Source organism: Brevundimonas sp. KH_025 (assembly GCF_057839885.1).
In genome coordinates, this window is the sequence record NZ_CM174501.1 from 1735947 (window position 1) to 1761268 (window position 25322).

The window sequence follows — 25322 nt, forward strand, 5'->3', positions numbered from 1 at the left end:
CTGATAAGGCCCTTGCGGGAGCGCCCCGGGAGGCGCGATCCTGTTCCCGTCGCCGCTCGGCAAGGATTCATGCCCAGACTCGTCACCTATAATGTGCACCGCTGCGTCGGCGTCGACCGCAAGCTGGACGTGGCCCGCGTCGCCGACGTGATCGCCGAACTGGAGCCGGACATCGTCTGTCTGCAGGAACTGGATGTGGGTCGCGCCCGCACCAACGGCGTCGATCAGGCGCACGCCATCGCCGAATACCTGTCCATGGGCTTCCGCTTCCATCCGGCCATGACCATCGAGGCCGAACTCTATGGCGACGCCATCCTGACGGCGCGGCCCGAGCGGCTGATCCGGGCCGCCGCCTTGCCGACCCTGCCCAATCTGCGGGGGCTGGAGCCGCGCGGGGCCCTGTGGTCGGCCATCGACTTCGACGGCACGATCCTGAACGTCTTCAACACCCATCTGGGACTGGTGCCGCGCGAACAGCGGATGCAGGCGGCGGCCCTGGTGGGGCCGGAATGGCTGGGCGATCCGGCCTGCACTGGACCGACCATTCTGACCGGCGACTTCAACGCCACCTCGATCACCCGCCCCTATCACGCCCTGACGCGGCGACTGGCTGACGCCCAGCGCCAACTGGGACTGAAGCCGTCGGTGAAGACCTTCCCGTCCAGCTTCCCCGCCATCCGCATCGACCACTGCTTCGTCAGCCCGGAGATCAAGGTGACGGGCGCCATGACGCCGCTGCATCCTCTGGCGCGCACGGCCTCGGACCACCTGCCGCTGGTGATCGACTTCGAGTTTCAGCCCTCCGTCTGAGATACGGTCTGATCGCTGGTCAGCCGGGGCCGGTGCGAGCGGTTCAGCCGCTTCCACGGCCGCCAGGCGTCCATCGACGAGGCGGGGTCGCCCAACTGCCACTCCGCGATCATGCGTTGCATGGCGTTGGGCGGGTCCGATCCCAGCACCGTCATCCGGTCCGCGCCGAAGGTCTCGACCGCCTGACCGACCGACCCCATCACGTCCTCGACCTGGGCGAAGTCCTCTCCCGACACGCCCAGGAAATGACCGATGGAGCGCTGGCGGAAACGGCGGATGGCGTCGCGCCCTTCCTGCGTTTCCGGTTCGGCCGCCACGTCGCACTCGGTGTCCAGGCCTTGCGAGCGGTTGTTCAGATTGGTCGAGCCGATCCGCAGCAGTCGATCGTCGATGATCGACATCTTGGCGTGGACGATGATCCGCTCGCCTTCGATCGTGCGAGGACTGAAGGCGAAGAAGCGGTTGTGGCGGTCCGCCTGCTCCAGCCGATACAGGACCTCGGCGCGGGCCGTGTCCATCGTCAGACTGTCGAACCAGCTGGGGCTGCGGCCGGTCGAGACCAGCACCACCTCCGGCCCGTCCGGCTCGGCCAGTCGTTCGGCCAGGGCCGCGGCGATGACCGGCGAGGTGAAGTACTGGTTCTCCAGATAGATCAGCCGCCTGGCCCGACCGATAGATTCCAGGTGCAGGGCCTCGTTCTCGCGCAGTTCGGGGCGGCTGCGCACGCGCGGCTCGGTGCGAGCAATGCCGACGGCCACGTCCGTCAGAGCCGGCTCGACCCCGTCGGGCCAGGGATCGTGGTCCGTATCGTCCGGCAGGGTCCGCTCCCAGGTGGCGCGGAACCAGCGCTCGCGCGCCAGATCGCCCAGGGCCATCGCCGCGGGGCCGTCCAAAACGCACATCACCTCATGCCGAGGCGCGCTGAACAGACCCGACGGCTGGCATCGACGGGGATCATTATCCAGATGCTCGTCGGTGTCCCAACGGTCGGTGGCGATGTCGCCGCCGCCGCAGAAGGCCACCTTGTCGTCGATGATCACCACCTTCTGGTGGTGGCAGGCGCCGAGGATGCCGGGCTTGTCGAGCCGGAACTCGACCGTCCGTTTCCTGAACCAGCCCTGCGCGCGATGGGGATAGAAGCCCTGCGAAGCGGCGATCAGCAGCGGCGACTTCCAGATCAGCAGACGGATATCCAGATCGGGCTTCTGACGCACCAGGCTGCGCAACTGATGGCCGATCTCGCCGCGCCGGTCGGTCAGCGGCGATTCGGGGTCCAGTCGGGTGCGCGGGTCGAACTGCCAGCCCAAGACGACGATCGACTTCTTCGCCTTGGCCAGCGACGAAGCCAGGGCGTCGAAATAGACGTTGTTCTCCATCAGCGGCGCGAAGCGATGCGCCGTGTCCACGCGCCAGCAGTCCCGCCCCGGCTCGAGCAGGCTTCCCTCGTAGCTGTCGCCCCGTTCCCTCATTCGGTCAGACTGACTGATTCGCGTGACGAGCCCATGCGCGCGGCCCTCAAGCTTGACGTTTGAAGACAGGCTTCGTTCCATTCGTTGCGCCGCGCAGCTTCACAAAGCCGCCGCATTGTAAACAGAGCCGTGTTCTGTCATGGTGCGCGCCATGCAAACGCTGCTTGAAATGCTGGCTGCCCTGATCGCGCTGCTCGCTGCGGCCGCGCTGTCGCAGTTCGGCGTCGATTTGCACGCTCCGCGCCAATCGGACCGCGAAATCCAGCGCGTGCAGGATTGCAAGGAAGCCCCCGCCGCCAGCATCGCCGCCCCGGCTCAGCGCAGCTGCTGACGCGCCGGCCGACGGTCCGTCATCCGCGATCTCCTTTCGAATCCCTACCCGCGAGCCTTTGCGCGACTGGATCGAGCCGCTAGGGTCCAATCCCTCCGCGCGCCCTCGCCGCGTTTCCGGCGATTAGTGATCGAGAACGACGCCCCATGAAGTCCAGCCATCGGCCGCCGCTCAACCTTTCCGACCCCGAACCGGGCGAAGATCAGGATGAAACCATCGCCTCCGCCGCCGAGGAGCCGATCGAACTCGCGCCCGCCCCGCAGCCTCAGTCCGAGCGCCCGATGTCGGAACGCCGTCGCCGCCGCCTGATGGAAGAACAGCGTCAGGCCGAGGAGCGCGCCGCCGCGCCCGATCTGCCCCCGCTCGCCATGTCGGCCGGCGCCCCGCCGGCCCCGCTGGCTGCGACCCTGCCCGCTCCGGCGCCGGTTTCTCCGCGCAAGGCCGCCCCGCCGCCGGGCGGCAACGCCTATCTGATCGCCGGCGTCGCCTCGGCTCTGTGGATCGGCGGCGTCGCCTCCTGGTTCGCCTATGAGTTCGGCTCGGGCGCCGTGCCGCTGGAGCCCCTGCGGCTGGCCGTCTACGCTCTGATCGCCCTCGCCCCCGCCGGTCTCGCCATCATGCTGGCCCACGCCGTGCGGCAGGGCGCCGGTCTGGCTCAGGAGACCCGCCGGGCCCGCGACATGGCCGAAGCCCTGGTCGGCCCGACCGCCTTGGCCGCCCATCAGACCGGGCAGGTGCTGACCGCCCTGCGCGGCGACATCGACCAGGCGGCGCTGGCCGCCGAGCGCGCCCGCAACGACATGAGCCTGCTGCGTGAAGCCCTGGCCGAGGAAACCGTCCGCCTGAACGAAGCCGCGGAGTCCGCCGGACGCATGGCCCGTCGCCTGACGGACCAGTTGGGTCGCGAGCGTGAGCAACTGGGCGCCCTCGGCGTTCAACTGGACAGCCAGGCGGTCGGCGTCGTCGACGCCGTCGAGCGCCAGTCGCGCATGGTGGTGGACGCCTCCGATCTGGCCCAGACCCAGCTGCGCGAGGCCGAGGCGGCGCTGGCCGCCCGCGCCGCCGATCTGGCCGCCGCTGCCGGAGAAGCCCAGGACGCCGCCCGCGCCGCCTCCGACGATCTGGCCCGCCAGACCCTGCGCCTGGAAACCGCCGGCAGCGGCGTCGCCGAACAGATCCAGTCGGTCGAGGAAGGTCTGAGCCAGCAGCGCGCGGCGCTCGTCACCGCCGCCTATGCCCTGCGCACCGATCAGGAGGACTTCTCGGCCCAGATCGAGAGCCAGCGCGCCCAGTTCACCGAGCAACTGTCCCTGACCCGCAGCGCCGCGGGCGAGTTGAACCAGACGACCGGCGACGTCAGCGACGCCATCAAGGCCCAGATCGAGGCCGCCGCCGACCAGTTCCGCGCCCTGGTGGACCTGTCGCAGCGCGAGGCTGACGGCTTTGATCACGCCACCAAGCTGGCGCTGGACCGCTTCGAGGCTCTGGCCGCCGAGGCCCGCGACCTGCTGGTCGAGGAAACCCGCCGCGCCCTGACGGCCCTGCAAGCCACCGCCGACGAACAGCGCGCCGCCGCCGCCGCCGCCATTGAACAGGCCCAGATCCGCGCCGACCGCCTGGGCGAATCCCTGTTCGACGCCGCGCAGAAGGCCGACGAAGCCGCCGAGGCCCGCATCGACGGCGCCCGCAAGATCGTCAACCAGACCGCCGACATGGTCGACCTGACCGGCGAGAAGGTGGTCGAGCGGCTGGAAGGCACGCTGGAGCGCATGACCGCCGCCCTGGCCCAGGTCGAAAGCGCCGTCGCCGAAATGGACGCTCGCGCCAGCCGCCTGCCCGAGGAAGCCGCCGCCCGTGTCGACGCCGTGCGCGCCTCGGTCGAGGACGGCCTCGCCGCCCTCTCCGCCGCCTCTCGCAAGGCCGCCGAGGACACCGAGGCCCTGGACGCCGGCTTCCAGGACCGGGTGCGCCGCAACTACGATATGTTGACCGAGGCCGTGCGCGTCATGGGCGTGGTGTCGGGCGACACCCCGACCACGCGCCGCCGCGAGCCCCTGCTGTCGGTCCCGCCGGCCGAGCCCGCTCGCTACAAGCCGCGCCCGGTGGAGCCCAAGCCGGAACCCAAGCCAGAGCCCGCCGCAAAGCGCGCCGAGGAACGCGGCTTCGGCCTGCGCGGCCGACTGCGGCTGGAACCGACCGGCGGCGAAACCGCGGCGCCCGTCCCGACCCCCGCCCCGTCTCCCGCCAAGGACGATACGCTGGACTGGAGCGATTTGGTCAGCGGCGGGGATCAGGACGCCGAGACCCACGAAGTCCCGCTGGAGCTGGACGCCCCCGTTCCTTCTTCCGCCGACGCAGACGCCCTGGCTGGCCGAATCACCGCCGCGATCCGCCGCATGGGGGTCGATCCCAACGCCCTGCTGCCGCGCGCCCGGATCGAGGAAGCCGCCCGCGCCCTGGCCGTCCAGGAACCCGACCGCGCTCGCCAGATCGTGCGCCGGGTCGCCCCCGCCGCCGTGCGCAGCGTGTCGCGCCGGATCCTGGCCGACGCCGACCTGCGGGCCGACGCCGACGCCTATGTCCGCGCCTTCGGGCAGGAAATGCAGGACCACGCGCGTCAGGGCGACGTCCACGACGTCCAGGCCCGCTTGGCCACCGACGAGGGCCGCGCCTTCATGCTGCTGGACGCCGCCATCGGCGATCTGGGCTAGGGTTGCTGTCGTAATGTCGTCGCAATTTGACCCCGGCGGGCTTGACCTCCCGCCGGGTTTGACCGCACCGTCCGGGCTGCTGTCACATCAGTGTCGCACAGGATGAGTTCCTTGCTGGATATGGATTCCGGGCCTGGCCCCGACCGACGGCCCTCTATCGCCATCTGCGCCTGGAACCCGGCCGAGCGCGGCTGGGACCCGGTCGAGGATCTGTCGGGCGAGCCCTGGAATCCGCCGGGAGCGCGCACCCTGGCCGTGCCTGGCGACGCCTCGGCCGACGCCCTGGCCGACACCTTGAGCCGGCATCTGAGCAACGCCGATTGCGGCGCCCTGCTGCTGGTCGGCCGCACAGCCCAGCCCGGCGGCTTCCGCCTGCAGATGCGGGCCGAGAACCGGCGCATGGACGGGACCGAGCGGCTGGATCACACAGGCCCCGGCGTGGCCCGCGCCACCGCCCCCGTCGCCGAGATCGTCCGCGCCCTGGCCGACGTGGGCCTGACCGCCCTGGCCGCCTCGGAGGCTGAGGAGGATGCCGGCAGCTATATCCTGTATCGCATTCTGAACGATCTGCCGGATGGTCCGGTCTCGCCGTCCATCGGCCTGATCCGCGCGCCGCTGGACGCCTCGGAAGCCAAGATCCATCTGGCGGTCAAGACGGCGGCCTCGGCCATGGCGCGCCACCTGACGCCCCTGCCCCGCCCCAGCGCGGCCTGACCTAGGCCCTGGCTTTCGCCAGCCTTGATTGCAGGATCAGCCCGGCCAGGCCGCCGGTCAGCGCCAGCCCGGCCATGGCCAGATAGCCCTGCAGCCCGAAGGCGTCATACAGCGGCCCCGACGCCGCCGTCGCCAGGCCAATCAGCACCCCCGCCGACAGGACGGAACTGAGCGTCTGCGCCGCCGTATGGCTGTCGGGCGGCGACAGGCGCTCGACGATCTGCACCCCGGCCAGATAGGTGGCGGCGAAGCTCAGCGCGTGAAGCGTCTGCAGCGGCCACAAGGCCCACAGCGGCGGCGAAAAGGCCATCAGCGTCCAGCGCACGACCGCCGCGCCCGCCCCGATCGACAGCATCAGCCAGGGTCCAATCCCGACGCGCCGCCGCCACGGCTCGACCACCCACATGAAGCCGATCTCGACGACGACCGAGAAGGCCCACAGCAGGCCCGTCACGCTCTCGGGAATCCCCTGCGCCTTCCAGGCGATGGCCGAGAAGCCGTAGTAGAAGGCGTGCGCCGCCTGGACCGCGCCGATGGCGAAGATGGCGGTCATGAAGACCGGATCGACCACCAGCCGCCCCAAGCCCTTGAACCGTTCGATCCCCGGCACCCGCGCGCCCTCGGTCACGGGTTCGGCAGGCAGGACCCGCCACGCCGTCACGGCGATCAGCACCGCCGCCGCGCCGATCCAGATGATGACTGCATCGGGCGAGGCCCGCGTCAGCAGCGTCCCCATGCCGACATTGGCGACCACGAAGGCCGCGGAGCCGCAGCCGCGCGGCAGGGAGAAGTTGAACCCCTCACGCCTGGCGACCCGCAGCGTCATCACGTCGCTGAGCGGGATCAGCGCCGCCGCCGCCGTCGCCCCGACGAACCAGCAGACCGCCCAGGCCGCAAAGCCCTGAACCAATCCCGCCCCGCCATAGCCCAGCGCCATGGCCAGCCCCAGCAGGGCGATGGGCGTGCGCCTGTATTTGAACCCGTCGGCCCAGACGGCGAGCAGCGGTCCCGTCACCAGCCGCCCCAGCATGGGGATAGCCAGAAGCGCGCCGATCTCGGCCCCGCTCAGCCCCTGCTCGCGAAACCACAGGCCGGCGAACGGCAGGGTCACGCCGCTGGCGGCGAACAGCAGGACGTATTGCAGGGCCATGCGCGGGGCGGATTTCATCGCCGCTGCGATAGCAGACTCCCGCGAAGTTGTGGTCTAGACATTGAGTTATGAGACTCGATCGCAATCTGCTCGTCTTCGCCGCCTTCAACGGGGCCATGGCCGTGGCGCTGGGCGCCTTCGCCGCCCACGGCGCCGGCCCGGCGATCAAGAGCCTGCTGACCACGGGCGCCCAGTATCAGATGGTCCACGCCGTCCTGGCCGTGGCCTGCGCGACCTGGACCACGGGCGGCAAGACCGCGCGCCTCGCAGGCTGGCTGGCGGCGAGCGGCGGGCTGATCTTCAGCCTGGCCCTGGCCATGATCGGCCTGCTGAACCTGCCCGTCATGGGCGCAGTCGCCCCCATCGGCGGAACGCTGATGATCGCCGGATGGATCGTGGCGGCCGTCGCGGCGTTCCGCTCACACATCGTCAACGCCTGACCGGCCAATCTGAAAACTCCCATTCCTGACATGGCATTTCCTGTGATCGACACCCCGCGCCGCGACCTCTACCCCGAGCTGGAAGCCTATGCCTCGGGCTGGATGCAGACCGACAGCGTCCACGAGATCTACTACGAGGAAAGCGGCAACCCGCACGGCTTGCCGGTCATCGTTCTGCACGGCGGCCCCGGCGGCGCGGTCAATCCGGGCATGCGGCGCTACTTCGACCCGGCCAAGTACCGTATCGTCATGTTCGACCAGCGCGGCTGCGGCCTGTCGCGACCGAACGCCTCGCTGGAAAACAACACCACCTGGGATCTGGTCGCCGACATCGAGCGCCTGCGCGAAATGCTGGGCATCGACAAGTGGGTCGTGTTCGGCGGCTCCTGGGGATCGACCCTGTCGATGACCTACGCCATCAAGCACCCTGACCGCTGCCTGGCGCTGATGCTGCGCGGCATCTTCCTGCTGACCAAGAAAGAACTGCACTGGTTCTATCAGGACGGCGCCTCGATGATCTTCCCCGACGCCTGGGAGCGCTTCCTGGCCCCCATCCCCGTGGCCGAGCGCGGCGACCTGATGGCCGCCTACAACAAGCGCCTGCTGGGCGACGACGTCGAGGAGCGCAACCGCTGCGCCGTGGCCTGGTCCAGCTGGGAAGGCGAGACCGTTAGCGTCCAGGGCCCGTCGGGCAAGCCGGACAAGTTCGCCGAGCCGGAGTTCGCCGTGGCCTTCGCCCGGATCGAGAACTGGTATTTCACCAACGGCGGCTTCTTCGACAGCGAGAACTGGATCCTCGAGAACATCGACACGATCCGCCACATTCCCTGCTGGATCGCGCAGGGCCGCTTTGACGTGGTGACGCCGATCTCGGGCGCCTGGGCCCTGCACCGCGCCTGGCCCGAGGCCAAGCTGGACATCGTCGGCGACGCCGGCCACGCCTCCAGCGAGCCGGGCATCATCGACAGCCTGGTGCGCGGCACCGACTGGGCGGCCGGCCTCTAGATCGCTTCGCCCGCGCTGACCGCCGGAGCGGCGGTCGGCGGCGGGTTGGTCTTCAGCACCATTTCGTTGAGCTGGAAGCCGATGCGGCGCGCCTCGCGCTCCTCCGGCTTCTTGATCGCGGCCAGCACCACGTTGATCTGGGTGTAGTGCTGGATCAACCGCACCGGCTTGCCGTCGGCGTTGCGGCCGAAGAACAGGATCAGGTCCGGCCCCCAGAATCCGACATCGACGATCTGCATCGTCCCGTCGCCGGGCAGGCCGACGACGCGGGCGCCGATCTCCTCGTCCTTGTCGAGGTTGGCCTCGAACTCCTCGATCATCTTGGACAGGCGGACAAAGGCCCACTCGGCCGGATTGTTCCGCATCCGCACGCCCTCGGCCAGCGCCGCCGCCTCGTTCTTGGGGTCGGACATGACCGGCTGCGGACAGGGCGCGTCGCCGCAGTCCGAGAACATGGAGGGATCGGCCTTGGGGATGGCGGCGTCGGGTTCGGGCGCTTTGTCAGTCATGGCCTCAGCCTAACGCCTGAAACCGCGATCAGAACAGCCCCTGCCCCTTCGGCAGTTCGACATAGCGGTGGACGTGGGTCGACAGGATCAGGCCGAAGCCGATCATCACCGTCATCATGGTCGAACCGCCATAGGACAGCAGCGGCATGGGCACGCCCACGACCGGCGCCAGGCCCATCACCATCGCCCCGTTGATCAGGATGAAGATGGCCAGGAAGGCGGTCATGCCCGCCGCGCTGATCCGGCCGAAATGGCTGTGCGACAGCGAGGCGATCCGCAGCGAGATCAGGATCAGGGCGGTGTAGCAGGCCAGCACCGTGAACGACCCGACGAAGCCGAACTCCTCGGACACGGTCGAGAAGATGAAGTCGGTGTGCCGCTCGGGCAGGAACTCCAGCTGGCTCTGGCTGCCCAGGCCGTAGCCCTTGCCCAGCAGGCCGCCGGAGCCCAGGGCGATCTTGGACTGGATGATGTTGTAGCCCGTGCCCGACGGATCGGCCTCGGGGTTCAAGAAGGTCAGGACGCGGTTGCGCTGATAGTCGTGCATGACGAACATGACGAAGGGCGGAATGATGGCCACGGCGGCGGCGGCGGCGGCGGCGATCACCCGCCAGCTCAGCCCCGCCATGAACATGACGGCGGCGCCGGTCAGGCCGATGACCATGGCCGAACCGAGGTCGGGCTGCTTGGCCACCAGCAGGAAGGGCAGACCGATCATCCCCAGGGGGAAGACCAGCTTCCATGACCAGCGGGCGTCCTGGGCCGAATGGCCGTGGTACCAACGCGCCAGAGCCAGAACCAGGCCGATCTTGACGAACTCGGCCGGCTGGATGCGGATGAAGCCCAGATTCAGCCAGTTCTTGGCGCCGCCAGCCATATAGCCCAGCGGGGTGAACTCGATCAGCAGCACCATGAACAGCAGCAGGCCGTACAGCGGATAGGCGGCGTGGAACCACCACTTCGGGTGAACCATCGCCAGACCGATCATGACGACCAGCAGGACGCCGAAGCGCAGCAGATGTTTCCACGCCCAGGGGGACCAACTGCTGCCCGCGATCGAATACAGCATGGCCGTGCCGATGCCGGCCAGGACGCACAGCAGGCCGACGACCCGCCAGTCCAGCTCGGCCAGCTTGCTGGACAGCCGGTCGCGTTCGCCGGGACGGGACAGGGCGGACGCGGTCATTGCGGCGTCTCCGAAAGATAGGGGCGCGGTCCCGAAGACGCGGTCGGCGCCCGTGCTGCGGGGGCGCGCGGCGTGAAGGCCTCGACGGCGGCCTGGCCGGTGACTTCGCCGCCCGGCTCCAGTTCGGCCTCGTCGGCGCCGACCGGCCCGACCGGTTCAGGCGGCAAGGGCCGCTCGATGCGGGCGCGCATCTCGGGATCCTTCAGCAAGGCGACCTTCATCACCTCGCGCGCCTTGGGCGCGGCGTCGGCGGCGCCGCCCGAGGGGGCGTGCTGGATGATCAGGGCGATGGCGTAGCGCGGGGCGTCATGCGGGGCGAAGGCGACGAACAGGGCGTGGTCGCGTCGCGCCCAGACCGCGTCGCGCGGTCCGCGCGACCCCGTGCCGTAGTCGCGCGACTGGGCCGTGCCGGTCTTGCCGGCCATCTTGATGTCGCCCAGGCCCAGCTGCGAGGCGCGATAGGCGGTGCCGGTCACATCGTTGGCCACGGCCGCCATGCCCGCGCGCACGATATCCAGGTGCTCGTCGCTGAACGGCAGGTCCGGCACGTCGCCGCCGGACGGCTGTTCCTTGCCGCCGATGGACTTGATCAGGCGCGGGGTGATGGCCTTTCGCCCATTGGCCAAGCGCGACACCATCACCGCCTGCTGCAGACAGGTGATCGACACAGCCCCCTGCCCGATGGCGACCGACAGGGTCTCGCCCGGATGCCAGACCGGATCCCTGGGGCGGGCCTTCTTGACCCATTCGGTCGTCGGCAACAGGCCCTTGGATTGGCCGCCGATGCCGATGTCATAGGTGCGATGATAACCCAGATCCTCGGCCACGCGGGAAATCCGGTCCACCCCCGCCCGGTTGGACAGGTGGTAGAAATAGGTGTCGCACGAGTTCTTGATGGCGTTGTGCATGTCCATCGACCCGTGCCCGCCGCGTCGCCAGCAGCGGAAGGTGCGCCCGCCGTAGCGATAGCCGCCGGAGCAGACCACGCGCTCCTTCGGGTCGATGCCTGCATCGAGGAAGGCCAGGGCCGTGGTCATCTTGAAGGTCGAGCCCGGCGGGAAGGTGCCGTAGATCGCCTTGTCCAGCAGCGGCTTGCGCTCATAGTCGGCCAGCGCCCGATAGACCTTGGACGGCACGCCCGAGACGAACAGGTTGGGGTCGAATGACGGGGCCGAGACCATGGCCAGGATGTCGCCGTTGCGCACGTCCATGACGACGCAACTGCCTGATTCCTCGCCGAACACCTCCAGCGCCCGGTTCTGGACGTCGTTGTCCAGCGTCAGCACCACCTCGGCGCCGGGCACAGCGGCTCGGGATCCCGCCACGTCCTCGGCGACCACGCGGCCGCGCGCGTCGACCTCGACCCGTTTGCCGCCGGCTTCGCCGCGCAGGTCGGAGTCCAGCGCCTTCTCGATGCCCTGACGACCGATGCGGAAGCCCGGGTTGAACAGGATGGAGGGCGGCTCCTCGCCCTTGTCGCGGATCGCCTTGATGTCGCGGTCCGACACCTTGGCCACATAGCCGATGACATGGGCGTAGGCCCCGCCGTGCGGATAGTAGCGGGCCTCGTTCATGTCGGCCATGACGCCGGGCAGTTCGGCGGCGTGCAGGTTGACCTTGGAGAACTCCTCCCAGGTCAGATCCGCCTTGACCGGCACGGGCGAGAAGCGCGGCGCGGCGTTGACCTCGCGGATGATGGTGCGGCGACGCTCCAGCGTATCGGGCAGCAGTTGGCCCAGCAGGTCGAGCGTCTGGTCTAGGTCCTTGGTCTCGTCCCGCACGACCAGGACGCGGAAACTGGGCCGGTTGCCGGCCACGACCACGCCGTGACGATCCTTGATCAGACCGCGCGGCGGCGGGACCAGACGGAAGTTGAACTGGTTGTTGGTGGCGAGGGTCGCATATTCCTCGGCCTTGACGATCTGAAGCTGGGCCAGGCGCCCGATCAGCGCCGTAACGCCCAGCGTCGTGGCCCCGCCCAGCAACAGGGTGCGCCGCAGGAAGGACCCCTGCCGCTCGTTCACGTCCGAGAAGAAGATATGCGGTTCGCTGCTCATCGGAAGCGTACGTCGGCGTCGTCAAACCGCTGGATCAGCCAGTCGGCCAGGGGGAAGAGCAACAGCGTCGGCACGACCTGACCCATGACGGCCAGGATGCTCGGCGCATTGCCCAGGCTCAGCGTAGTGATCATGTAGGCCAGGAAGAAGGCCAGGCCGGTCGAGGCGACATAGAGGGCGAACAGAACGATGGTCGCCTGCCCCGCCAGGAAGTTCGACGCCAGCAGGATCGCCCCATAGACCGCCAGCAAGCTGAGCGGCCAAAGGCCCAGCGCTCCGCCCCAGAACAGATCCAGGAACAGGCCGAGACCGAACAGGACCGCCGGCGCCAGCATGGACGGGCGGATCAAGGGCCAGGCGAAGGCCAGAACGATCGGCAACACCGGCTCGGGCAGGTTCAGGCCGAACAGCCGGAACGGAATCGCCAGCAGCACCGTGACCGCGATCGCGATCAGGGCCGGATAGACGATCCATTGCAGCGGGCCGACGACGCGGACCGTGATCGCCCGTCTCACTCTGCCGCTCCCGCAGGGTTCGGCGTTGCGTCAGGCGCCGACGCGCCAGGCGGGGTCGGCGCCGGGGCGACCGGCCGGGGCGCGACGGGTCGCGGTTGCGGCGTCGTCGGACGGGTTGCAGCGGGACGCGAAGCCGTCGGCACGGTCGTCGCAGCCGCTGTGGCGCCGGACGCGGGCGCGGGCGCGGGCGCGGCCACAGGCGGCGGGGCGGCGTTGGCGGCGCGCACGCGCTCGGCGGTCGCGGCGGCGGCGGCGGCGCGGCGCGTGGCCACGTCCTGAATGGCGGCGGCCTGAGCCGGGGTCGGCGGCGGCGCGGTGTTGAGGCTGGCCAGCGGCGGGGCGTTCAGGGCGTTCTGGTCGGCCAGCTGGCTGAAGTCCTGGAACAGCAGCACCCGGACATAGTCGATGGCGGTGCGGTCGCTGAACAGCTTGACCCGCCACGATCCGTCGACGCCCTTGGCGGCCACGCCGATGGGCAGGCCGCGCGGGAAGCCGCCGCCGTCGCCCGACGACAGGACGCGGTCGCCTTCCTTCACCGAACCCGCGCCGCGCACATAGTCCAGACGCGGGCTGCCGCTGCCGTCGCCGGTCAGCATGGCCCGCGCGTCAGTGCGCTCGATCAGCACAGGCGTGCGCGACGCCACGTCGGTCAGCAGCAGCATCCGGCTGTAGCCGGCGGAGGCGCCGACGATCCGCCCGACCAGGCCATGCTCGCTCAACACGGGATTGCCGATGCGCACGCCCCTGGCGGCGCCGACGTTCAGCAGTCGCGAGCGGGCGAACGGCCCGCGCGCGTCGGTGATGGCCAGGCCCGTGACCATCGGCACCGGCGGCTCGGTCTTCACGCCCAGCATCTGCTCATAACGGGAATTGACGTTCTTCAGCGCCAGGGCGTCATCGCGCCAGGCGTTCAGCTCGACGACCTGCTGACGCAGACGCCGGTTCTCCGACACGGCGAAGAAGTAGCCCTTGACGTAATCGACGGCGTTGCCCGTCCAGCGAACGGGCGCGGACAGCGCGCCGCCCACCGGCGCGGCGCCGGCCTCGAAGCCCGCGCGTGCAGGCGCATAGCTGTCAGCGTTCGGAGTTTGACGGCTGTCGCCCAGCAACAGCATGACCGCGCCGGCCAGGCCGACGACGACCACGACCGCGGCCGTCCAGGCCAGCGGCACCTTCAGATTCTCGAACGGTCCGTCGCGAAACGCCACGGCCAGCCTTCCTGCTAGAGGTTCGGGACCGGCGAGCCATGGCCCGCCGGCGGTGAGAGCCTATCGCAAAAACCGATTCCCGAAGAACGCAGTCCCTGCGACAGGCCGTTCAGCCTCAGAGCGAGGACTCGAGGACGCCCTTCATCCACGACGGGTGCTCCAGCACCTTGCCGCAGCCGATGGCGACGCAGGACAGCGGATCGTCGGCCACCTGGACCGGCAGGCCGGTGTGGTCGCGGATCTCGACGTCCAGACCGCGCAGCAGGGCGCCGCCGCCCGTCAGCATGATGCCCTTGTCGGCGATGTCGGCGGCCAGTTCCGGCGGCGTGGCTTCCAGGGCGACCTTGACGGCTTCGACGATCTGCGAGACCGGCTCGGCCAGGGCCTCAGCAGCCTGACGCTCGCTCATCTTCACTTCGCGCGGCACGCCCTGCATCAGGTCGCGGCCCTTGACCTCGATCGACAGGCCTTCGCCGTCAGCCGGGATACGGGCGGTGCCGATGTCCTTCTTGATGCGCTCGGCGGTCGTTTCACCGATCAGCAGGTTATGGTTGCGGCGCATGTAGCTGATGATGGCGTCGTCCATCATGTCGCCGCCGACGCGGACCGAACGCGAATAGACGATGCCCGACAGCGACAGGACGGCCACTTCGGTGGTGCCGCCGCCGATGTCGACGACCATCGAGCCGGTCGGCTCGTGGATCGGCAGACCTGCGCCGATCGCGGCGGCCATCGGCTCGTCGATCAGGCCGACGCGGCGGGCCGAGGCGTTCAGGCAGGAGTCGTTGATCGCGCGGCGTTCGACAGCCGTGGCGCCCGACGGGACGCAGACGATCATCTTGGGGTTCACGAAGCCCTTGCGGTTATGAACCTTGCGAATGAAGTGCTTGATCATCTCCTCGGCGACTTCGAAGTCGGCGATGACCCCGTCGCGCATCGGACGGATGGCTTCCATGTGGCCGGGCGTGCGGCCCAGCATCTGCTTGGCCTCCAGGCCGACGGCGTGGACGATCTTGCGACCGCCGACGTTGCGCAGGGCGACGACGGACGGTTCGTTCAGGACGATGCCTTTGCCCCGCATGTAGATCAGGGTGTTGGCTGTCCCCAGATCCATTGCGATGTCGTTGGAGATCATGCCGAAGAGGGGTGAAAGCATGGGCGTCGGGTACCGCTTGTTCGAGCCTGCGAGGGCGTGATTCGTGCTAGTCCGCTGTGGCGACGCCCCCGCCCTGCACATCCCCTGCACAGGACCGTCCTGACCGTCCTCGCCTAGCCGACTACAGGCCCGTTTGCCTGTATGCCGATTGGATTACAAGCCCCGAATCCGAACCCGGATCACGACCCGGTTACAGCCCCGCTTCCAGTCCCGGCGGGCTTTAGGCCGCATCGTGGCCCGCGCGCGCCGCCATCAGGGCGTCCATCGCCGGATAGAGCTCGGCGTCCTCCTTCTCGACGCGGCTGGCCAGCGCGCCGACCACGCCGCCAGTCACCTCGTGAAACCGCCTGGGATCGGCCAGTATCCGCTCAGCCGTCCATTGCTCGCGATAGTGGACCCAGACATCCAGAATACCGCCCATCTCCTCGAAGCAATCCGCTGCAAAGGCTCGCGTAGCGGCGTCCGGAGCGTCAAGAAGCGCCGGATAAAGCACCTGATCCTCAATCGTGAGATGTTCGACCAGCAGTTCGTCGATGGCCTCGATCAGGCCGCGCGCTTCGCGACTGTCCTCGGGCGTCCGAACCATGCCGGACATGCCCCTCAAGGCGATCGCGCGCCGAATGATGACGCGATGCTGCGAAACAAGCGAACGCGTATCCATCAGAGATTTCCTCCACGCCCGTCACCCAACCTAGACGCGAATACTGAAGGAGTTCCTACCGGATCAGATCGGCTGCAGCCCTTCCAGATGCAGGACCCGCTGGACAGCGGGTCGCGACTGCACAAGATCGAGATGGGCGTTCAGTTTGGGGAACCTCGCCTTGTCCAGCAGACCCGCCTGCCGGGCCCAGCGGGTGAAGACCATCAGATAGCCGTCCGTCAGCGAATGGTCCTCGCCCAGGGCCCATGGCCCGACCAGCATATGGTGTTCGGCTAGGTCGTATTTCGCCAGGGCGGCCTCGACCGCCGCATCCCTCGCCTCGCCCTCCAACGGCGGACGGCTGAACACCACCTTGCCGATGGCCGGATGCAGGGCCGACGTCAGCCAGGCGTTGAAGGCCTGCAGCCGGGCGAAGGCGAAGGGATCGTCCAGATCGGCGAGTTGGGCGTGCGGGTGCGTCTGGGCGACATAGGCCTGGATGGCGACGTTCTGGGTGATGATCCCCTGCGGCGTCGCCAGGGCCGGCGTCACGCCGTCCGGATTGATCGCCAGATACTCCGGCCGTTTCTGCTCGCCCTTGGCCAGATCGATCTTTTCCAGGACATAGTCGGCGCCGGCTTCCTCCAGCGCGATATGCGAAGCCATGGCGCAGGCGCCGGGCGAATAGTAGAGCTTGAGCATCGGCCGTCTCCTCCGGATCGGATCAGTCCGTGCGCGCGGCCTCGCGTCGCTTCACGACCTCGCGCACCGCCAGCATCAACGCCAGCCAGACGACTGCAACGCCGGCGAGGATCAAAGAGGTCCATACGCCGTCGCCTGAAACCGCCGCCATGAAGGAGCCGCCGAAGAAGGCGACCAGAGCGGTCTTGGGCAGGACGCCCAGGGCGCACCCGGCCAGAAAGCCCGGAAACGAGGCCCGCACCGCGCCGAACGCCATGTTGACGACGATGAAGGGCGCCGAGGGCACGTTCCTGATGATGAAGCTGGCGGAAAAGGCGTTGCGCCCGACGAACCGCTTCAGCCGCTCGGTCACGCCGCCGCCGAACCGCTCCAGCGCCCGCGCCGTAGGGCCGCGTCCCAGCCAGTAGGTGACAGCCGCCGACGCCACCGTGGCGATCCAGCTGTAGAGAAAGCCGAACCACGGCCCGAAGGCCACCACGCAGGCGGCGATCAGGATGAACTGCGGCACGCCGACAAAGGCCGACAGGGTGAAGACGACGATGGCCGCGACCAGTCCCCAGGGACCGATGCTGTAGCCCTCCAGCCAGGCTTCCAGCTTCTCTTCCGCGCCCAGGGTGAAATGGCTTTTGCCAAAGGCGAACAGGGCGATGATTCCCCCGAGCAGCAGCAGGCTGACCAGCAGGGTGCGCCAACGCTGGGCTTCCATGTTCAGCAGAAAATCGACGATCCGCCGCATTAATTTCGCCCAAATCGCCTTTTGATCGCCAAGAGCACGCACAAACGTTGTGCGGCCTCGCCGGGTTGCGTATCAAGCCTCGCCTCCCCGGCTCTCTCCACATCCTCCAGACGGGATAGACATGTCCAGCCTTCAGTCCGCCTCCCTCGCCCGCGTCAAGCCTTCGGCCACCCTGGCCGTGACCGCTCAGGCGCGCGAGCTGAAACGCCAGGGCCGCGACGTGATCGGCCTGGGCGCCGGCGAGCCGGACTTCGACACCCCGGACAACATCAAGGCCGCCGCCGTCGAGGCCATCAACCGTGGCGAGACGAAATACACTGACGCCGACGGCATGCCCGAGCTGAAGGCCGCCATCGTCGCCAAGTTCGCGCGCGAGAACGGCCTGACCTACGCCGCCAACCAGATTCACGTCGCCTCGGGCGGCAAGCCGGTGATCTACAACGCCCTGGTCGCCACGCTGAACCCCGGCGACGAAGTCATCGTGCCGGCCCCCTACTGGGTGTCCTACCCGGACATGGTGCTGCTGGCCGGCGGCGAACCCGTCACCGTGATCGGCGAGGAAGCCGACGGCTTCAAGCTGCGCCCCGAGGTGCTGGACGCGGCCATCACGCCGAAGACCAGGTGGATCATCCTGAACTCGCCGTCGAACCCGACCGGCGCCGCCTATACCCGCGCCGAGCTGGAAGCCCTGGCCGTGGTGCTGCGCAAGCACCCGCAGGTCTGGATCCTGACCGACGACATGTATGAGCATCTCGTCTATGGCGGCTTCGACTACGTCACCATCGCCCAGGTGGCGCCGGACCTCTATGAGCGCACCCTGACGTGCAACGGCGTGTCCAAGGCCTATGCCATGACCGGCTGGCGCATCGGCTATGCGGGCGGCCCCAAGCCCCTGATCGACCTGATGCGCAAGGTCGCCAGCCAGACGACCTCCAACCCGTCGTCGATCAGCCAGTGGGCCGCCGTCGAGGCCCTGAACGGCCCGCAGGACTTTCTGGCCGAGCGCGCCGGGGCCTTCGAGCGCCGTCGTGATCTGGTGGTGTCCATGCTGAACCAGGCGACTGGCGTTCGCTGCCCCACGCCGGAAGGCGCCTTCTACGTCTATCCCTCGATCGAGGACCTGATCGGCAAGACCACGACGTCGGGCGTGGTCATCGACAACGACGAGACCTTCACCGCCGAACTGCTGAACCAGGAAGGCGTGGCCGTGGTCCAGGGCGCCGCCTTCGGCCTCAGCCCCTATTTCCGCATCAGCTACGCCACCTCGGAAGACGTGCTGGAAGAGGGCTGCCGCCGCATCCAGAAGTTCTGCGCCTCGCTGAAATAGACATTCCTCATGAAGCGGCGGTCGCGTCTCTGGCGCGATCGTCGCGAGAGGCGTAGCGTTCGAAGATCGTCGATACTCGACCCTTCGGAGCCTCTCTCATGAAGCGTTTGACGACAGCCAGCGCTATGGCGCTGACCGCCGCCGTTGTCGTGGCCGGTCCCGCCGCCACGCAGTCCCAGCCCACCACCGGCCCCGTCGCCACCTATTGGATGACGGCCCAGACCAGCAGCGGACTGCCCGGCATGGCGGGCATGAGCGGGGGCGCGGGCGGCGCCGGTTTCAACCCCATGGCCATGATGTCGGGCGGCGGCGTGCACAAGGCGCTGACGTTGCAGCTTCAGTCCAGCCGAACCACGGCCTCGCCGCACGCCGAACACCTGCCGCCCGCCTCGCTGGGCGTCGGCCCCAGCCTGCCGCTGATCACGCCGGACACGCCCCAGGGCGGGCCTGACTACGACCGCACCGCGCCGCAGGACTACGGCGGTTCGGCCCGGATGCTGATCTATCACGGCTGCGGCGAGGCGACCGGCGCGGGTCAGCCCGTGGTGATCGAACTGTCGCGCGGCGGCGTCAGCCAGTTCGGCGCCCTGGCTGACAACATCCGCCTGTCCTCGCCCACGCCGCCCTCGCCGGGCGCAGGCCGGACCTACGGCGACTGGCCGAACGGCCGCGACAGCCAGACCGTGCCGCCGGACGGCTCCCTGGTCGGCGCGCACAAGGTTCAGGGCGACTACACCCCCGACATCGCCTTCAGCCTGAGCGGCGATCAGGACTTCCTGGCGCCCCTGCGCCTGAGCGGCATAGCGCCCGGCGACGCCTCGGGCCTGGGCTGGGAGGCCGTGCCGAACGCGCGCGGCTATTTCGCCCTGACCATGGGCGCGAACGAGGCCGGCGACGTCATCATCTGGAGTTCCAGCGACGTCGCCATCGCCCCCGGCATGATCCCCGACTTCCTGTCACCGGGCGATCTGGACCGGCTGATCGCGCAGAAGGTCGTCTTGCCCGCCACGACCACGCGCTGTCCGATCCCCAGCGCCGTCCTGGCCGCCGCGCCGCAAGCCATGGTGCGCGTCACCGCCTTCGGCGGCGAGGCCGACTTCACCTATCCGCCGCGCCCCGCCAACCGGCGCGAGCCGTGGAACATCGAGCACGTGGTCAAGGTGCGCTACGCCTCGAACGCCACGACCATGCTGGGCATGGACATGTCGGACATGGACATGGGCGACGAGCCTGACGGCGCGCGCGCCCAGGATCGCAGCCAGCCCGCCCCGACCGTCGGAGACGCCGCGCGCTCAATTCTGCGAGGCCTGGGCGGCCTGCGTCGTCGGAACTAGGCCGCGCGGCTGACCGCGAAGTCGGCCAGGTCTTCCAGCGCCGAGCGCCAGTCGCTGGCCGGCAGGACCGACAGCGCCGCCTTGGCCCGGTCGGCGTAGTCGCCGGCCGCGTCCAGCGTCGCCTCGACCGCGCCCGTGCCCAGGATCAGTTCACGCGCGCGGTTGAAGTCCTCGGGTGTGCGTTCGCCCTTGGTGATGACGCGATCCCAGAACAGGTCTTCCTTGCCCTTGGTGCGCTGGACGGCCAGCAGCAGCGGCAGGGTCGCCTTGCCCTCGTTGAAGTCGTCGCCCGCGTTCTTGCCCAGGGTCGCAGAGTCGCTGCCGTAATCCAGGGCGTCGTCGGCCAGTTGGAAGGCGATGCCGAGCGCCATGCCATAATCGCGCAGGGCCTTCACCTGCTCCTCGGTCGCGCCCGCGCCCACCGCGCCCGACTCGGCGGCCGCGGCGAACAGTTCGGCGGTCTTGGCGCGGATGATCTGCAGATAGGTGGCCTGATCCAGGTTCAGGTCGTGGGCGCGCGTCAGTTGCAGCACCTCGCCCTCGGCGATGACGCTGGACGCGGTGGCCAGGATCCCCAGGGCGCGCAGGGAATCCGTCTCGACCATCAGCTCAAAGGCGCGGGCGAACAGGAAGTCGCCGACCAGCACCGACGAGGCCGCGCCCCAGATCAGATGCGCCGCCACCTTGCCGCGCCGCATCTCCGAGCCGTCGACGATGTCGTCGTGCAGCAGGGTGGCGGTGTGGATGAACTCGACCGAGGCGGCCAGCTTCTTGGGGCCTTCGATCTCGCCCGTCGCGCCGATGGCGCGGGCGGCGGCGACGGTCAGCAGCGGACGCAGACGCTTGCCGCCCGCCGAGACCAGATGCTCGGCCAGAAGCGGGATCACCGGCACGTCGGACTGCATCCGGGCGATGATCAGGGCGTCGACCGCCGCCATGTCGTCCTTGGCCAGACGAACAAGAGCGTCCACATCGCCCTTGGGGCGGGGAGCGGCGACGAGAGCTGCGTCCACGAAATTCTCTTTCAACACAGGGGGCGAACAGGGAGATTCGCCCGGAAATCACACGCATCCGCTTGCCCGAACGCGATGCGGCGCACAATGGTGGCGGCGTCATGACGGGTCAAGCCGGGTCAACCCCTACTGTCGCCGCCGAAGTTGCGGAATCCGCCCTGCTGGGCGGGCGCGTCCGGCTGCGCCAGCCAGTAAAGGGCTATCGCGCCGGCATGGACGCCGCCCTGCTGGCCGCCGCCGTCGACGCTAAACCCGGCGAACGGCTGATCGAGGCGGGCTGCGGCGCGGGCGCCGTGCTGATGCAGGTGGCGGCGCGTCGGCCGGGCGTGGCCCTGACTGGGCTGGAGCGCGACCTGACCGCCGCCGGACTGGCGCGCGAGAACGCCGCACTCAATGGCGCCGACGACCGCACCACCATTCTCAGCGGCGATGTGGCGCAGGGGTTTCGCGCGCTGGACCTTGCGCCCTTCGACTGGGCCGTCAGCAACCCGCCCTTCTTCGACGACCCCGGCGCATTGCGAGCGCCCGCCGAGGGCAAGATGGGCGCCTGGATGGCCGACGACGGGCTGAAGGCCTGGACCGGCTTCCTGCTGAAATCCGTGCGCGAGGGTGGCCGCATCATCGTCATCCACCGCGCCGATCGCCTGGCCGACCTGCTGGCCCTGCTGGGCGACAAGGCCGGCTCCTTCGCCATCCGCCCCATCCATCCCTACGCCGACCAGCCCGCCAAGCGGGTGCTGGTCCAGGCCATCAAGACCGGCAAGGCCCCCTTGCGCCTGCTGCCGCCGCTGATCCTGCACGACCGCACCGACGCCAAGCACAGCCCCGAGGCCGAGGCCATCCTGCGCGGCGAGGCAGCCCTGCCTTTCTGAAGCCGCCAGCTTGGCCTAAGGAACCGCCATGTCCCTGCGCCCCCTCTTCCCTACTCAAGTCTATGAAGCCTCGCTGGCCGCCGCGCCCGGCTGGGCCGAACTGCACGAGGAAATCCTCGACCTCTGCCTGGTCATGGCCGAAGAGGACGAGGCCGGGATCGAGTGGTGCAAGGCCAACCACTATCCGGGCTACACCTCCTACGGCTCGATCAACGACCTGCCGCATCGCTTCCCCGAGTTCGCCGAACTGAAGAAGCTGCTGGACAAGCACGCCGCCGCCTACGCCAAGGCGCTGCACTTCGATCTGGCCAAGAAGCCCCGGCTGGACAATCTGTGGGTCAACGTCCTGATGCCCGGCGGCGGCCACACCGGCCACATCCACCCGCACGCCATCATTTCGGGCACCATCTACATCCACGTCCCCGACGGCGCCTCGTCGCTGAAGATCGAGGACCCGCGCCTGGTCATGATGATGGCCCGCCCCGGCCTGACCGCCGAGGCGACCGAAGCCGAACGTCCCTTCGTCTATCTGAAGCCGGCGTCAGGCACGATCCTGATGTGGGAAAGCTGGCTGCGTCACGAGGTGCCGGCCAACCGCGCCGAGGAACAGCGCATCTCGATCAGCTTCAACTACGCCTGATCGCCCTTTCAGCGCCGCATTTGCCCTGAACCCTGCCCTCAGTGAAGCTTGAGGGGGCGTCCATGCGGGCATTGGGACTGGCGACAATTCTGGTGGCGGCGAGCCTCGCCACAGGTTGCGGCGAACGGGCGGACGCCCGGACCACCACCGAATCCGCCGCCGAGGGCGCACCCTATGTGCTGACGGGCACCCAGGTCTGGTCCGTGCCCGATCCGGTCTCGGGCCGCGATTACGAGGTCTTCGTCAGCCTGCCCGCCAGCTATGAGGCCGAGCCGAGTCGGCGCTATCCGGTGCTCTACGTCACCGACGCCGACTACGCCTTCCCCATCATCCGCCAGATCGCGCGCCGGGTGAATCTGGAGGGACCGGTGATCGAGGAGTTCATCTTGGTCGGCCTGTCCTACGCCAAGGGCGACAACGGCGCCGCCAGCCGCCGTCGCGACTATACGCCGACGCCAAACGGCCCGCGCAGTTCGGGCGATGCCGTTCACGGCGGCGGGGCGGCCTATCAGACCTATCTGAAGACCCAGGCCCTGCCCTTCGTGGATCAGAAGTTCCGCACCGATCCGGCGCGGCGCGTCCTGCTGGGCCATTCCTATGGCGGCCTGCTGGGCGCCCAGATCATGTTCACCGACCCGACGATGTTCAGCGGCTATGTTCTGGGCAGCCCGTCCTTCTGGTTCGACAAGCGCCACATGATGAAGATGGAGGCGAACTACGCCCGCACCCATCGCGACCTGCCCGCCGAGGTCTTCATGTATGTCGGTGCCTTTGAAGGCCCTGGCCCCACCGCCCGGCACAACAGCGAGGCGGACATGGTCGGCGACATGCGCACGATGGAGCGGGTGCTGAAGTCCCGCGCCTATCCGGGCCTGAGCGTGCAATCGACGGTGCTGACGGACGAGGACCACCTGACGGTCGCCCCGGTCGGCTTCACGCGGGCGCTGATGGCGGTCCTTCCTGCGGGCTGAGCCGCCTTCAAACCGCCCCGCGTTACGTCTAGAGTTTGCTCAAAGGGCGCGCGACGGCTACATCCCGCGCCGACCTCCCCATTCGATCAGACGACAGGGCGTAAACGCACCTCATGGCGCAGCAATATATTTTCCAGATGCAGGGTCTGACCAAGACCTTCCCCGGCGGCAAAAAGATCTTCGAGAACATCTGGCTGAGCTTCTACAACGACGCCAAGATCGGCGTCGTCGGCGTCAACGGTTCGGGTAAATCCACCCTGCTGAAGATCATGGCCGGCCTGGACACCGAGTTCACGGGCGAGGCGCGCGCCGCCGACGGCATCAAGCGCGGCTATCTGGAGCAGGAGCCCCAGCTGGACCCCACCCTCAACGTTCGTCAGAACGTCGAGTCGTGGTGCGAAGAGAAGCAGTGGGTCAACCGCTTCAACGAAGTCGCCAACGAGCTGGGCGAGAACTACACCGACGAGCTGATGGAGGAGATGACCGCCCTCCAGGAGAAGATCGACGCCGGCGACGTCTGGGACATCGACAGCCGCATCGAGATGGCCATGGGCGCCCTGCGCTGCCCGGACGACGATTGGGAAGTCACCAACCTGTCGGGTGGTGAAAAGCGCCGCGTGGCCCTGGCCCGCCTGCTGCTGTCCAAGCCCGACATGCTGCTGCTCGACGAACCGACCAACCACCTGGACGCCGAATCCGTCGCCTGGCTGCAGCATCACCTGGAGAACTTCCCGGGCTGCGTCATCCTGGTCACCCACGACCGCTACTTCCTGGACCTGGTGACCAAGTGGACGCTGGAGCTGGACCGCGGCAAGGGCCACCCGCACGAGGGCAACTACTCCTCGTGGCTGGAAGCCAAGACCAAGCGCGTCGTGCAGGAGCAGTCGGAATCCGAAGCTCGCCAGCGCGCCCTCACCCGCGAACTGGAATGGGTCCGTTCGGGCGCCAAGGCCCGTCAGGCCAAGTCCAAGGCCCGTCTGGCCGCCTATGAGCGGATGGTCGATGAGCAGGAATCGATGCGCGGCGCGCAAACGCACGCCCACATCCAGATCCCGCCTGGCCCGCGTCTGGGCAACGTGGTTCTGGAAGTCGAGGGCCTGAAGAAGTCCTATGGCGACAAGACCCTGTTCGACAACCTGACCTTCAAGCTGCCGCCCAACGGCATCGTCGGCGTCATCGGCCCCAACGGCGCCGGCAAGTCGACCATGTTCAAGCTGATCACCGGCCAGGAAACGCCCGACGGCGGCACCATCAAGGTCGGCGAGACGGTCAAGCTGGCCTATGTCGACCAGTCGCGCGACGACCTGAAGCCGGACGAAACCATCTGGCAGGCCATCTCGGGCGGCACCGACGTGATGATGGTCGGCAAGCGCGAGATCAACACCCGCGCCTATGTCGGCAGCTTCAACTTCAAGGGCGGCGACCAGCAGAAAAAGGTCGGTCAACTGTCTGGCGGTGAGCGCAACCGCGTCCACCTGGCCAAGACCCTGGCCTCGGGCGGCAACCTGATCCTGCTCGATGAACCGACCAACGACCTGGACATCGAGACGCTGCAGAACCTCGAAGAGGCTCTGGAGGAGTTCGCCGGCTGCGCCGTGGTCATCTCCCACGACCGCTGGTTCCTGGACCGTCTGGCCACCCACATCCTCGCCTTCGAAGGCGACGGCCACGTGGAATGGTTCGAGGGCAACTTCGAAGCCTATGAGCAGGACAAGATGCGTCGCCTGGGTGCGGACAGCATCATTCCCAAGCGCATCCAGCACCAGAAGTTCGGTCGCTGATCGAACTGCCAGACTGACGAGCGGCCCTCCGAGCAATCGGGGGGC

General features: G+C 68.5%; 24 protein-coding genes. 12 read left to right on the forward strand and 12 right to left on the reverse strand.

Translation table 11 applies throughout. The annotated features are described in order from the left end of the window. The first annotated feature begins 69 nt into the window (after positions 1-69). Positions 70-810, forward strand: coding sequence for an endonuclease/exonuclease/phosphatase family protein (locus AC3IS2_RS08680; RefSeq protein WP_489197236.1), 741 nt, complete (start codon positions 70-72; stop codon positions 808-810). Here the strand turns inward: AC3IS2_RS08680 and AC3IS2_RS08685 are convergent. Continuing rightward, positions 795-2279: a phospholipase D-like domain-containing protein gene (locus AC3IS2_RS08685; protein ID WP_489197237.1), complete on the reverse strand. Its 1485-nt coding sequence runs from the start codon at positions 2277-2279 to the stop codon at positions 795-797. The two genes, AC3IS2_RS08680 and AC3IS2_RS08685, sit on opposite strands and share 16 nt — an antisense overlap. Before the next feature lie 151 nt (positions 2280-2430). Between AC3IS2_RS08685 and AC3IS2_RS08690 the strand changes: the two genes are divergently transcribed. The 3 genes from AC3IS2_RS08690 (at position 2431) to AC3IS2_RS08700 (ending at position 6035) form a co-directional block, all read left to right on the forward strand. Further along, a complete protein-coding gene (locus AC3IS2_RS08690) occupies positions 2431-2610 on the forward strand; it encodes a hypothetical protein (protein ID WP_489197239.1) in 180 nt (59 codons plus the stop codon). 146 nt (positions 2611-2756) lie between these two features. Beyond that, positions 2757-5321, forward strand: coding sequence for a tipN (locus AC3IS2_RS08695; RefSeq protein WP_489197241.1), 2565 nt, complete (start codon positions 2757-2759; stop codon positions 5319-5321). A gap of 120 nt (positions 5322-5441) precedes the next feature. After that, entirely contained in the window at positions 5442-6035 is a 594-nt protein-coding gene (locus tag AC3IS2_RS08700) for a hypothetical protein (protein ID WP_489200128.1), read from the forward strand. A 1-nt stretch (position 6036) separates the two neighbouring features. On the opposite strand, the gene AC3IS2_RS08705 is transcribed toward AC3IS2_RS08700, so the two are convergent. Beyond that, positions 6037-7203 (reverse strand): MFS transporter, encoded by a 1167-nt coding sequence (locus AC3IS2_RS08705; protein WP_489197242.1) that lies wholly within the window; start codon positions 7201-7203, stop codon positions 6037-6039. A 50-nt stretch (positions 7204-7253) separates the two neighbouring features. On the opposite strand from AC3IS2_RS08705, the gene AC3IS2_RS08710 reads away from it, so the two are divergent. Both AC3IS2_RS08710 and pip read left to right on the forward strand, forming a co-directional pair. Then, a complete protein-coding gene (locus AC3IS2_RS08710; protein ID WP_489197243.1) occupies positions 7254-7625 on the forward strand; it encodes a DUF423 domain-containing protein in 372 nt (123 codons plus the stop codon). Positions 7626-7655: 30 nt separating this feature from the next. Then, the gene (pip, locus tag AC3IS2_RS08715) at positions 7656-8630 is read left to right on the forward strand and encodes a prolyl aminopeptidase (RefSeq protein ID WP_489197244.1); all 975 of its coding nucleotides are present in this window, start codon (positions 7656-7658) and stop codon (positions 8628-8630) included. Here the strand turns inward: pip and AC3IS2_RS08720 are convergent. From AC3IS2_RS08720 to AC3IS2_RS08760, 9 genes are all read right to left on the reverse strand, one after another. Next, on the reverse strand, positions 8627-9139 hold the full coding sequence (locus AC3IS2_RS08720; RefSeq protein ID WP_489197245.1) for a DUF6173 family protein: 513 nt from the start codon (positions 9137-9139) through the stop codon (positions 8627-8629). The genes pip and AC3IS2_RS08720 overlap by 4 nt on opposite strands. Positions 9140-9167: 28 nt before the next feature. Further along, positions 9168-10325: a rod shape-determining protein RodA gene (gene rodA / locus AC3IS2_RS08725; protein WP_489197246.1), complete on the reverse strand. Its 1158-nt coding sequence runs from the start codon at positions 10323-10325 to the stop codon at positions 9168-9170. Beyond that, positions 10322-12382: a penicillin-binding protein 2 gene (mrdA, locus tag AC3IS2_RS08730; protein WP_489197248.1), complete on the reverse strand. Its 2061-nt coding sequence runs from the start codon at positions 12380-12382 to the stop codon at positions 10322-10324. Before mrdA ends, rodA begins: the two co-directional genes overlap by 4 nt. Continuing rightward, a complete protein-coding gene (locus AC3IS2_RS08735) occupies positions 12379-12897 on the reverse strand; it encodes a hypothetical protein (protein ID WP_489197249.1) in 519 nt (172 codons plus the stop codon). Before AC3IS2_RS08735 ends, mrdA begins: the two co-directional genes overlap by 4 nt. Next, positions 12894-14105, reverse strand: a complete 1212-nt coding sequence (gene mreC / locus AC3IS2_RS08740) for a rod shape-determining protein MreC (protein WP_489197250.1) — start codon at positions 14103-14105, stop codon at positions 12894-12896. The genes AC3IS2_RS08735 and mreC overlap by 4 nt, the downstream gene beginning before the upstream one ends. Positions 14106-14220: 115 nt before the next feature. Beyond that, a complete protein-coding gene (locus tag AC3IS2_RS08745; RefSeq protein WP_292082454.1) occupies positions 14221-15261 on the reverse strand; it encodes a rod shape-determining protein in 1041 nt (346 codons plus the stop codon). 220 nt (positions 15262-15481) lie between these two features. Continuing rightward, positions 15482-15922, reverse strand: coding sequence for a hemerythrin domain-containing protein (locus AC3IS2_RS08750; protein ID WP_489197251.1), 441 nt, complete (start codon positions 15920-15922; stop codon positions 15482-15484). Between the two features lie 63 nt (positions 15923-15985). Next, the gene (locus AC3IS2_RS08755) at positions 15986-16603 is read right to left on the reverse strand and encodes a glutathione S-transferase family protein (RefSeq protein ID WP_489197252.1); all 618 of its coding nucleotides are present in this window, start codon (positions 16601-16603) and stop codon (positions 15986-15988) included. A 22-nt stretch (positions 16604-16625) separates the two neighbouring features. Next, positions 16626-17339 carry a TVP38/TMEM64 family protein gene (locus AC3IS2_RS08760; RefSeq protein WP_489197253.1) on the reverse strand — a complete coding sequence of 238 codons (714 nt, stop codon included), beginning with the start codon at positions 17337-17339 and terminating at the stop codon, positions 16626-16628. Positions 17340-17460: 121 nt separating this feature from the next. Between AC3IS2_RS08760 and AC3IS2_RS08765 the strand changes: the two genes are divergently transcribed. Beyond that, positions 17461-18666 carry a pyridoxal phosphate-dependent aminotransferase gene (locus AC3IS2_RS08765; protein WP_489197254.1) on the forward strand — a complete coding sequence of 402 codons (1206 nt, stop codon included), beginning with the start codon at positions 17461-17463 and terminating at the stop codon, positions 18664-18666. A 98-nt stretch (positions 18667-18764) separates the two neighbouring features. Further along, a complete protein-coding gene (locus tag AC3IS2_RS08770; RefSeq protein WP_489197256.1) occupies positions 18765-20000 on the forward strand; it encodes a hypothetical protein in 1236 nt (411 codons plus the stop codon). Here AC3IS2_RS08770 and AC3IS2_RS08775 read toward each other — a convergent pair. Then, positions 19997-20971: a polyprenyl synthetase family protein gene (locus AC3IS2_RS08775; protein WP_489200129.1), complete on the reverse strand. Its 975-nt coding sequence runs from the start codon at positions 20969-20971 to the stop codon at positions 19997-19999. The genes AC3IS2_RS08770 and AC3IS2_RS08775 overlap by 4 nt on opposite strands. Before the next feature lie 143 nt (positions 20972-21114). Between AC3IS2_RS08775 and AC3IS2_RS08780 the strand changes: the two genes are divergently transcribed. The 4 genes from AC3IS2_RS08780 (at position 21115) to ettA (ending at position 25277) form a co-directional block, all read left to right on the forward strand. Further along, positions 21115-21885, forward strand: a complete 771-nt coding sequence (locus AC3IS2_RS08780) for a tRNA1(Val) (adenine(37)-N6)-methyltransferase (RefSeq protein WP_489200130.1) — start codon at positions 21115-21117, stop codon at positions 21883-21885. A 28-nt stretch (positions 21886-21913) separates the two neighbouring features. After that, the gene (locus tag AC3IS2_RS08785; RefSeq protein ID WP_489197257.1) at positions 21914-22525 is read left to right on the forward strand and encodes a TIGR02466 family protein; all 612 of its coding nucleotides are present in this window, start codon (positions 21914-21916) and stop codon (positions 22523-22525) included. A gap of 62 nt (positions 22526-22587) precedes the next feature. Next, positions 22588-23496: an alpha/beta hydrolase gene (locus AC3IS2_RS08790; RefSeq protein ID WP_489197258.1), complete on the forward strand. Its 909-nt coding sequence runs from the start codon at positions 22588-22590 to the stop codon at positions 23494-23496. A gap of 113 nt (positions 23497-23609) precedes the next feature. Then, on the forward strand, positions 23610-25277 hold the full coding sequence (gene ettA / locus AC3IS2_RS08795; protein WP_489197260.1) for an energy-dependent translational throttle protein EttA: 1668 nt from the start codon (positions 23610-23612) through the stop codon (positions 25275-25277). Positions 25278-25322 lie beyond the last annotated feature (45 nt).